The sequence below is a fragment of the Stenotrophomonas sp. STEN018 genome (genome assembly GCF_056760235.1).
This window is the reverse complement of record NZ_JBRREK010000092.1, coordinates 1-10051: the sequence shown is the minus strand read 5'-3', so window position 1 is coordinate 10051 and position 10051 is coordinate 1. Positions and strand designations below refer to the sequence as shown.

General features: G+C 64.3%; 9 protein-coding genes. 8 read left to right on the top strand and 1 reads right to left on the bottom strand.

All coding sequences use genetic code 11. The features are described 5' to 3' along the window. Positions 1-216: 216 nt before the first annotated feature. The 8 genes from ACVOMB_RS20050 (at position 217) to ACVOMB_RS20015 (ending at position 8820) form a co-directional block, all read left to right on the top strand. Positions 217-1122 (top strand): lipid-binding SYLF domain-containing protein, encoded by a 906-nt coding sequence (locus tag ACVOMB_RS20050; protein WP_481532803.1) that lies wholly within the window; start codon positions 217-219, stop codon positions 1120-1122. 74 nt (positions 1123-1196) lie between these two features. Further along, on the top strand, positions 1197-1424 hold the full coding sequence (tatA, locus tag ACVOMB_RS20045; RefSeq protein ID WP_481514351.1) for a Sec-independent protein translocase subunit TatA: 228 nt from the start codon (positions 1197-1199) through the stop codon (positions 1422-1424). A gap of 15 nt (positions 1425-1439) precedes the next feature. Beyond that, on the top strand, positions 1440-1955 hold the full coding sequence (tatB, locus tag ACVOMB_RS20040; RefSeq protein WP_481532802.1) for a Sec-independent protein translocase protein TatB: 516 nt from the start codon (positions 1440-1442) through the stop codon (positions 1953-1955). Beyond that, complete coding sequence (tatC, locus tag ACVOMB_RS20035; RefSeq protein WP_481532801.1) at positions 1952-2701, top strand: twin-arginine translocase subunit TatC; 750 nt, start codon at positions 1952-1954, stop codon at positions 2699-2701. The genes tatB and tatC overlap by 4 nt, the downstream gene beginning before the upstream one ends. Positions 2702-2799: 98 nt before the next feature. Further along, a complete protein-coding gene (locus ACVOMB_RS20030; RefSeq protein WP_481532800.1) occupies positions 2800-6402 on the top strand; it encodes a response regulator in 3603 nt (1200 codons plus the stop codon). Then, entirely contained in the window at positions 6387-7253 is an 867-nt protein-coding gene (locus ACVOMB_RS20025; RefSeq protein WP_481532799.1) for a CheR family methyltransferase, read from the top strand. Before ACVOMB_RS20030 ends, ACVOMB_RS20025 begins: the two co-directional genes overlap by 16 nt. Then, positions 7250-7831 (top strand): chemotaxis protein CheB, encoded by a 582-nt coding sequence (locus ACVOMB_RS20020; RefSeq protein WP_481532798.1) that lies wholly within the window; start codon positions 7250-7252, stop codon positions 7829-7831. The genes ACVOMB_RS20025 and ACVOMB_RS20020 overlap by 4 nt, the downstream gene beginning before the upstream one ends. Beyond that, complete coding sequence (locus tag ACVOMB_RS20015; RefSeq protein WP_481532797.1) at positions 7822-8820, top strand: diguanylate cyclase domain-containing protein; 999 nt, start codon at positions 7822-7824, stop codon at positions 8818-8820. The genes ACVOMB_RS20020 and ACVOMB_RS20015 overlap by 10 nt, the downstream gene beginning before the upstream one ends. A 57-nt stretch (positions 8821-8877) precedes the next feature. On the opposite strand, the gene ACVOMB_RS20010 is transcribed toward ACVOMB_RS20015, so the two are convergent. Further along, positions 8878-9780, bottom strand: a complete 903-nt coding sequence (locus tag ACVOMB_RS20010) for a BPSS1780 family membrane protein (protein ID WP_481532796.1) — start codon at positions 9778-9780, stop codon at positions 8878-8880. Positions 9781-10051 lie beyond the last annotated feature (271 nt).

The window sequence follows — 10051 nt, the reverse complement described above, 5'->3', positions numbered from 1 at the left end:
CCGTCGCCCCCCCCCGCCGCCCGGCGGGCGCCTTGCCCCCCCCCCCCACCCCCCCCCCCCCCCCCCCCCCCCCCCCCCCCCCCCCCCCCCCCCCCCCCCCCCCCCCCCACTACAGGGGCATGCCAGCGCTTGCCCCATTCCCGGCTTATTCAGAGCCACGCTACTAATTTCAGGCACTTGCGCTATCTTTCTATGCATCGACCTACGGAGTTACCCATGCGCCGCCTGCCGTGCCTTGTTCTGCTGTTGTCCGCGAGCCTGTTGTCCGCCACTGCCGTCGCCGGTCCGCAGGAAGATCAGCGTGCCCGCAATGCGGTGCGGGTGCTCGGTGAAATCCAGGACATCCCCGAGCAGTCCATTCCTGACAAGCTGCTGGACGAAGGCCGCGCCGTCGTCGTGCTGCCGGACACCATCAAGGCAGGTCTGGTGCTGGGTGGACGCCGCGGCCACGGTCTGATGTCGGTGAAAATGGCCGATGGCAGCTGGTCCAACCCGGTATTCATCAAGCTTACTGGCGGCAGCATCGGCTTCCAGGCAGGTGTGCAGTCTTCGGATGTGATCCTGGTGTTCCGCAACGACCGCAGCCTGGACAACATCGTCAACGGCAAGTTCACCCTCGGCGCCGATGCTGGCGTTGCCGCCGGCCCGGTTGGCCGCAATGCCGCGGCCGCCACCGATGGTCAGCTCAAGGCTGAAATCTGGTCGTGGTCGCGCGCGCGCGGCCTGTTTGCAGGTGTCGCACTGGATGGTGCGGTGCTGCAGATCGACGATGCCGCCAACCTTGAGGCCTACGGCCAGAACACCACCCCGCGGATGATTCTGGAAGGCCGCCTGAATACAGCGCCGTCGTCCGACGTCGTGGCGTTCCGTGACCGTCTGGAAGAGTCCACCTATGCCGCGCGTGAAAAGCGTGGCACCCAGGGTAGCGCCGCACCGGTGGCGGCAAGCGCGCCGCGCAGCAATGCGGTCAGCGTGCAGGCGCCGGCAGCCAATACCGCTGGTGCCGATACCGCGACCACCGCGCCGTTGCAGCACGCCAGCGCTGAACCGGCACCGCAGCAGGGCTTCCAGCCGGTCTCCGAAGGCGAGATCCGCACCGAAAGCCTGGACGGCGGCAACTGACCTTTGGCATAGCGATCAGTTAAGACCTTGTGCGCTATGCTCGACAACCTCCACACAGATAACGCGAGCAGATCATGGGCAGTTTCAGCATCTGGCACTGGTTGGTCGTGCTGGTCATCGTGCTGCTGGTGTTTGGCACCAAGCGGTTGACGAGCGGCGCCAAGGATCTGGGCAGTGCGGTCAAAGAGTTCAAGAAGGGCATGCGTGACGAGGACAAGCCGGCTGCACAGCTGAGCGACGAATCGCGTGATGCCGACAAGAGCGGCGAGAAGCAGGCCGAGCACGACCGCGACGCGCGCTGATCCTGAGCGCCCGACGTGTTTGATATCGGCTTCAGCGAACTGCTGCTGATCGCAGTGGTGGCCTTGGTGGTCCTCGGCCCGGAACGTCTGCCCAAGGCAGCGCGTTTTGCCGGGCTGTGGGTACGCCGTGCCCGCAACCAGTGGGATTCGGTCAAGCAGGAGCTGGAGCGTGAGCTGCACGCCGAGGAGCTCAAGCGCAATCTGCAGGATGTACGCCAATCGCTGCAGCAGGCCGAGACCGGGCTGCGCGACCAGGCCGAGCAGGTGCGCAGCGAGACCGACGCCTTCAAACGCGAAGTGGAACTGCCGGAATCGGCCGCCGAGCGGGTAATCGAGCCACGCACCATTGAGCCACGCCCGGTGGCTGCTGCTGGGGACTCGCCCGCAGCTGCTGAGCAAGCCCCGCAGGAAGCGGCCGCTGCGCCAGTCAGTCACGCTGCCATTGATCCCGAGCTCAACCACAGCATCCCCTTGGGAGATGTGCCGGCAAGCGCCGAGCAAGCCCCGCCAAGCCAGGAGCGGGCGCCATGAGTGCAGCGGATCTCAACGAAAGCAGCTTGATCGAACACCTGATCGAGCTGCGCTCGCGGGTGGTGCGCGCGCTGCTGGGTCTGGGCGTGGTGCTGCTGGCGCTGATGCCGTTCTCGCGCACCTTGTATACCCATCTGGCCACGCCGCTGATATCGCAGCTGCCGGCCGGGCAATCGATGATTGCCACCAATCCAGCCGGTGCGTTCTTCGCGCCGCTGAAGCTGACCTTCTTCACCGCCCTGTTCGTGGCGGTGCCGTGGCTGCTGTACCAGGCCTGGGCATTTGTGGCGCCAGCCCTGTATGCACGTGAAAAGCGCCTTGCGCTGCCATTGCTGGGTTCGGCGGTTGCGCTGTTCTATATCGGCTGTGCCTTTGCCTACTTCCTGGTGCTGCCGGCGGTGTTCCATTTCCTGACCACCTTCCGCCCGGAGGTGATCGCCATCACCCCGGATGCCAACGCCTATCTGGATTTCGTGCTGGCCATTTTCTTTGCCTTCGGTGCCAGCTTCGAGCTGCCGGTGGCGATGGTGATCCTGGTTCTGCTGGGTTGGGTGAGCCCGCAGCAGCTGCGTGAAGGCCGCGGTTACGCGATTGTCGGTATCTTTGTGCTGGCGGCGGTGCTGACTCCGCCGGACGTGGTCTCCCAGCTGATGCTGGCGATACCCATGTGTTTCCTTTACGAACTGGGCATACATGCCTCGCGTTGGCTGCAGCCGCGCGACCAAGGCAAGACCGCGAAGTCCTGATTCAACCGCAGCAGGCGGTCGTCGGCAATCTGCGCTATTTTCACTGAAAAGAGGCCGCGCGGATTGGCAGGCGTGGTGGCACCCAGGGGGACACCTGCATGACGCAAAAGAAAGAGAGCTGGATCAACAACGTGTCGCTGTTGAACAAGATGCTGGCGGCATTTGGTTTGTTTTTCCTGTGCTTCCTGGCCACCAGCGTGGTCAGTTACCGGACCTCGGGGCAGGACGACGCTGCGCGCAAGCGTGAGGCGGTGCAGCTGGAGGTCATCAACCAGATCGAAGACGCCATCCAGGCGGTGCGGCTGCAGCAGATAGCCATCCGCAGTTATCTGCTGGGTGATGGCGAGCGGCAGATGGAGGCGCTCAGCCAACTGCGTGAGCGTCGCGACACAGCCATGGAGGCGGCTGTGGTTGCTGCCGGTAACGGTGACGTGGCCGAACGCCTGCGGCGCACCCAGCAGCAGGCCCGCACCTGGGACAGCGAGGTCATGGCGGTGCTGCGCCCGGCCGGTGACGCAGCGCCCAGAAGCCAGCTTGAGCTGCTGCATGCAGTCAGCAATGGCGGTCAGGGCAATGCCCTGGCTGAAACACTGGATGGCATCTACAACTCCGAAGTCAGCCTGATGCTGAACGACCGGGCGCAGATGAGTGACTGGATCGCCAAGGCGCACGAGGTCTCGCTGGTCCTGCTGGTGGTTGGCTTGGTGATCGTCATCGTTACGCTGTGGCTGATCTCCCGGGTGATCGTCACCCCCATCAACCGCCTCACTGAAGAGATGACGCGGCTGGCCAGTGACGATCTGGAAATCGAGATCGATGGCCTTGGTCGTGGTGACGAGATCGGTGAAATGGCCCGCGCGATGGAGGTGTTCCGGCGCAATTCGGTGGCCTCGCGTGACGCCAACTGGGTCAAGCTCAGTGTCGGCGAAGTTGGTGCCGAGCTGCAGACCGCGCAGACTCCAGGCGAGTACGCGCAGGTATTGGTGTCACAGATCGCGCCGCGTATCGATGCGCCGATCGGTGTGTTCTTCGCTTGGGATGAGCGGGAGCAGCAACTGCGCCTGCAGGGCAGCTACGGCTTCCAGCGGCGCAGGCATCTCGGCCTGCACTATGGGCTTGGCGATGGCCTGATCGGGCAGGCGGCACTGGAGCGCAAGCGGATCAGCGTGCAGCAGGTACCGGATGATTTCTTCGGCGTGCATTCGGCGCTGGGTGAAGCGCAGCCGCGCCATCTGGTGGCGGTGCCGTTGTTGCTGAAGGATCGCCTGTTGGGCGTGTTCGAATTCGGCACCTTCGGTCATTTCAACGCCACCCAGGAAGCCTTCATCGACTCGGTGCTGCCGACCGTGGCGCTGGGCCTGGACAACATCTGCCGCGCCGACGAGACCCAGCTGCTGCTGGACCATACCCGCGCCCAGGCCGAAGAGCTGCAGGTGTCGCAGCTGGCCCTGCAGGCGCAGGAAGAAGAACTGCGCGCCACCAACGAAGAGTTGCAGGGCAAGACCGTGGAGCTGGAAGAGCAGGCCCAGCGCCTGTCCGCGTCCGAAGAAGAACTGCGCGTGCAGGCCGAGGAACTGCAGGCCTCCAACGAGGAGCTGCGGCAGAAGACCGAGGTGCTCAACGAGCAGAAGGACGTGCTGCAGGTATTGCAGCGCGAAACCGAATTCAAGGCGCAGGAGCTGGCGCGTGCCAGCCAGTACAAGACCGACTTCCTGGCCAATATGTCGCACGAGCTGCGCACCCCGCTCAACAGTCTGCTGATCCTGTCCAAGGAGCTGGCCGAGAACGAGAGCGGGCATCTGGACGTGGAAGAAGTGGAGGCCGCCGCGGTCATCCACGACTCCGGCTCCAACCTGCTGCGCTTGATCAACGACATCCTCGATCTGTCCAAGATCGAGGCCGGCAAGATGGACGTGCACCGCGAAGAAGTGAAGATCGACGCCATCACCCGCGAGGTGACACGCCACTTCCGCCATATGGCGATGGAAAACCGGCTGGAGTTCGCCATCGAGGTGGACCCGTCGATGCCGGACGCACTGGTCACCGATCGTTCCAAGCTGCAGCAGGTGCTCAACAACCTGCTCGGCAATGCCTTCAAGTTCACCCGCGAAGGCTCGGTGACCCTGCATCTGGCGATGGCCAACAGCGCCATGCTGACCCGCATCGGCGCGCTTGCCGACGACCAGCACGTGGCCTTGACGGTGCGCGATACCGGCATTGGTATTCCTGAAGAACGCCTGGACTCGATCTTCGAAGCCTTCGAGCAGGTCGATTCCAGCACCAGTCGTCATTACGGCGGCAGCGGCTTGGGCCTGGCCATTGCACGGCGTTTGGCGCAGTTGCTGGGCGGCCAGCTGGTCGTCGATAGCGAGCAGGGCAAGGGCAGCAGTTTCAGTCTGGTACTGCCGCTGCTGTCGGCCGGCATCAACAGCGCCGTGGCCGCCAGGCAAGCGGCCATCGAGCTGCAGCCCGCGCCCACGTCGGGCCCGGCGCGTGTCGCCACTGCGCAGTTGATCGACTGGATTCCCGATGATCGCCACGCCATCGCCGCCGGCGAGACGGTGATCCTGACGGTGGAAGATGATCCGGCGTTCGCCCGCATCCTGGTCGATCTGATCCGCCGCAAGGGCCACCGCGCGCTTGCAGCTGCCGATGGCGAAAGCGGGCTGGAGCTGGCGCGGCGCTATCGCCCCACTGGCATCCTGCTGGATGTGATGTTGCCGGGCATGGATGGTTGGTCGGTGCTGCAGCACCTCAAGCACGATCCGGTCACCGTCGGCATTCCGGTGCATTTCATCTCGGCCGTGGACGAAGCGGCCAAGGGCGTGGCCCTGGGCGCGATCGGCTACCTGACCAAGCCGGTGGATAGGAAGGCACTGGTTGCCGCCTTCGACCATCTGCTGGATGTGGCCGGCAAGATCGTGCGCAAGCTGTTGCTGGTCGACGACGATCCGGATTCGCGGCTGGCGCTGACCCACCTGTTGCAGGCCGACAATGTCGAGATCGATCAGGTCGCTTCGGGTGAGGAGGCGTTGGAGCGCATCGCCACCCATAGCTACGACTGCATCGTGCTGGATCTCAACCTGGGTGGCATCTCCGGTATCGAGTTCCTGGAAAAGGCAGCGACGCTGGTTGCAGTACCGCCGGTGGTCATCTATTCCGGCCAGGACCTGAGCCGCGAAGACAGCCTCAAGCTGCGCCAGTACACCGACAGCATCGTGATCAAGGGCCAGCGTTCGCCCGAGCGCCTGCTCGATGAAGTGAGCCTGTTCCTGCACAGCATCGGCTCACGTGGGGCCAATGCCACACCGTCCGATGACAATAACCTGGGCGGTCGGCAGGTGCTGCTGGTCGATGACGACATGCGCAATCTGTTTGCCCTGTCCAAGTCGCTGCGCGCGCGCGGGGTGAACGTGTCGATGGCCCAGGATGGCTACAAGGCGCTGCAGCAGCTGCAGGAAAACCCGTCCATCGAACTGGTGTTGATGGACATCATGATGCCGGGCATGGACGGCTACGAGACCACCCGCGAGATCCGCAAACTACCCCAGTGGGGCAACCTGCCGATCATCGCCGTCACCGCCAAAGCGATGCACGGTGATCGCGACAAGTGCCTGGATGCCGGCGCCAATGATTATCTGACCAAGCCGGTGGATATGGACAAGCTGCTGTCGATGATGCGCGTATGGCTTCAAAAGTAGGCCCGGTCGCTCCGCAGGCGTTGCGTGATGACATCGACGACATCGAAGTAGATGCCTTCATCGCCGCGATGTCGCGGCGGCATGGCTATGACTTCACCGGCTATGCGCCGTCCTCGTTGAAGCGGCGGGTGCTGGCGTTGGCGCATGGGCTGAGCCTGCCCAGCGTCAGCGAGCTGACCGCACGCGTGCTGCGTGATGACGAGATGGTGCCGCAGGTGATTGCCAAGCTGTCGGTGCCGGTATCGGAGATGTTTCGCAACCCGGCGGTATTCCGCAAGCTGCGCGACGAAGTGTTCCCGGTGCTGGCCTCGTACCCGCAGATCAATATCTGGCAGGCCGGTTGCGCGCATGGGCAGGAGGTCTATTCGCTGGCCATCCTGCTCAAGGAAGCCGGGCTGTACGACCGCTGCCAGATCTATGCCACCGACTTCAGCGATGAAGCCCTGGCCAAGGCGCAGGAAGGCATTTTCCCGATCCGCGATGCGCGCTTGTATTCGGAGAACTACCTTGCCGCTGGCGGCCGTCACACGCTGTCCGACTACTACCACGCCCGCTACGACTTCATGAAGCTGGACGAGCGGCTCAAGGAACGCGTCACCTTCGCCAACCACAACCTGGTCTGCGACGGCGTGTTTACCGAGGCGCAGCTGATTCTGTGCCGCAATGTGCTGATCTATTTCTCCGACACGCTGCAGGACCGGGTGCTGGGCCTGTTCCGCAACAGCCTCAGCCGTGGCGGCTTCCTCTGCCTGGGCAACCGCGAGTCGATCCGTTTCGCCCCCAGTGCGCGCGACTTCGTGCCGCTGGATGCCGAGCTGCGGCTGTACCGCAACGCTGGTGGCTTACTGTGAAAACCGCATCCGGGCAGCCTCCACAAGCCGTTGTGGTGGGATGCTCGGCGGGCGGGCTTGCCGCCCTGCACCTGTTGCTGGGTGGTCTGTCGGGGCCGCTGCCGGTGCCGATGGTGGTGGTCTGCCACAGTGGTTCGGAGGATATGCGGGTGTTCTGCGAGCTGCTGGCCAGCCGCAGCGGGCTGCCGGTGGAGGAGGCCGAGGAGCGCCAGCGGCCCGAGCCGGGACGGGTCTATGTGGCCCCGTCCGGCTACCACCTGCTGATCGAGCGCGATGGCCGTTTTGCCCTGAGCATCGACCCGCGGGTGGCATTTTCACGTCCCTCTATCGATGTTCTGTTTGAATCTGCGGCCGAGGTCTGGCGCGAGCAGTTGTTGGCGGTGTTGATGACCGGGGCAAATTCCGATGGCGCCGAAGGGTGTGCGCGGATACGACGCTCCGGTGGCACACTGATCGTTCAGGACCCGGAAACGGCGCAGGTGGCTATGATGCCTGCCGCCGCACTGGAGCTGGCTGGTGCCGATTACTGCCTGCCGCTCCCCGAAATTCCCTTTTTGCTGGAAGCACTATGTTCGTGACCAAGCCGGTGGCAGTGCAGCGCCCCAAGATCCTGGCCGTAGATGACAACCCCGCCAACCTGCTGGTGATCCGTCGGGTACTGGCCAAGTTGGACGTGGAAGTGGTCGAGGCGGCCTGCGGCAACGATGCGCTGAAGGCCACCCTGGACGATGAGTTCGCGCTGGTGCTGCTGGACGTCTACATGCCGGACATCAACGGCTTTGAAGTGGCCGAGATCCTGTCGCAGGAAGAAACCACCCGGCAGACCCCGATCATCTTCGTCACCGCCACCTACGCTGACGATGTGCACCGGCTCAAGGGCTATGGCTTCGGCGCGGTGGACTACATGGCCAAGCCGCTGGAAGCCACCATCCTGCTGTCCAAGGTGCAGGTGTTCCTGGAGCTGTACCGGCACCGGGTGGCGCTGCGCGATGCATTGAGCGAGCTCTCCGAGCGTAACCGCCAGCTGGAAATCGAAGTCGAGCAGCGCAAGCAGATGGAGCAGGAAATGCGTCATCTGGCCATGCACGACATGCTCACCGGGCTACCCAACCGTGCCTTGTTCATGGACCGGCTGGAAAGCGCCCATCACCGCGCACAGCGCCACGGCGGCATGTTCGCCTTGGTCTATGTGGACGTTGACCGCTTCAAGACGGTCAACGACACCTGGGGTCATGGTGCCGGCGATGCGGTGCTGATTGAGCTGTCCGCGCGGCTGCGCAACGCCCTGCGCGAGAACGACACCGTGGCCCGTTTGGGCGGCGATGAGTTCGCCTTGGTGCTGGAAGAGCTTGATGACATCAACGACGCCCATCGTCTGATGGAGCGGGTGACGCAGTCGCTGCAGGCACCGATGCACTACCTGCGTGATGGCGAAGAACTCACCCTGGTCATCGCCGCCAGCATTGGCGTGGCCGCCTACCCTGCGGACGGTGCCGAGGTTGATGCCTTGCTGCATGCTGCCGACCAGGCCATGTACCTGATCAAGCGCAGCCGCGACACGGTCTGAAATAAAAAGGCCGCGCATCTCTGCGCGGCCTTGCTGCAAGCAGCGTGACAGCCTGGATCAGGCTTCGAACACGTGACCGCTGCTTACCGGTGGCGTGGTCGGGCCGGTCGCATCGGCCGGAGCCAGCATCTGCTTCCATGCCGCATACACCGCGCCGGCAAAGACCGGCATCAGTATCGCCATCAGCAGCAACTGCGCGATGGCCATGGCGGCCACCTGGCCGGCGATCAGGCCGATGAACAGCGCCACGATGATCACCGCGAAATAGATCACGAAGATGGCGATGAAGGCCAGCACGAAGAACACCAGCATCGCCGGCAGGTTGTGGATGCTGGCGCGCAGGCTTTCGCGCAGTGCGTGCATGCCACCGGAGCGTTCGAACATCACCTGCGGCGGCATCACGAACAGCGCAAGCGTCAGCGCGACGAAGCTGGCGATCAACAACAGCAGCCACAGCAGGATGCGCCCAGCCGGCAGTGTCGCCACCAATGCCTCGATCTGTGCCGGGTCCGGCTGTGCACCGGATTGGCTGAGCTCATTGAGCTTGACCATCACCACCGACAGCTGTTGCAGGCCATCGGTACCGACCAGCACCAGCAGCAATGTTCCAAGAACCAATGCTGCTACCAATTGCGGCAGCAACGCTACCAACAGATGCGGCGCGCGGCCTTCCTGCACGCCTTGCAGCAGGTGCGAAGGCTTGGCAGTTCGGCCCTGGTCGACCTCGCGGATGGCCCACAACATGCCGCCCATGAACAACGGGCCCGCCAACAGCAGCAGCAGCTGCACCACGGTGCCCAACGCCGGTACCAGCATCGACAGCGACAGCACCAGCGAAGTGCCGACGCCCCACAGGATGCCCAACGAACCCAGCGCCAGCGGCGCGCGCTTGAGCAGGCCAAAACCGGTCAGCAGCCATTCCGCACCGGCGGAGGCCGGTACCTTGCGAATCTCGCTCATTGCAATTCCGAAACGGGGGAGTGCGTGGGCAACACGCCGACGCTGGGCGGATTATCGCCTGAAACCCGGCTCGGGTTTATGAGGACAAAGTAACGGTGGGGCGGGACGCTGTTGCGCCCTCCCTTTCGCGTAGCGAAGGGGAGGGCCGGGGAGGGGTTGCTGTCGGTAGTGGGGGGGGGGCGGGGGGCGGGGGGGTGGGGGGTGGGGGGTGGGGGGGCGGGCGGGGGGGCGGGAGCGGGGGGTTTGGGGGGGGGGGTGGTCGGGGGGCGGG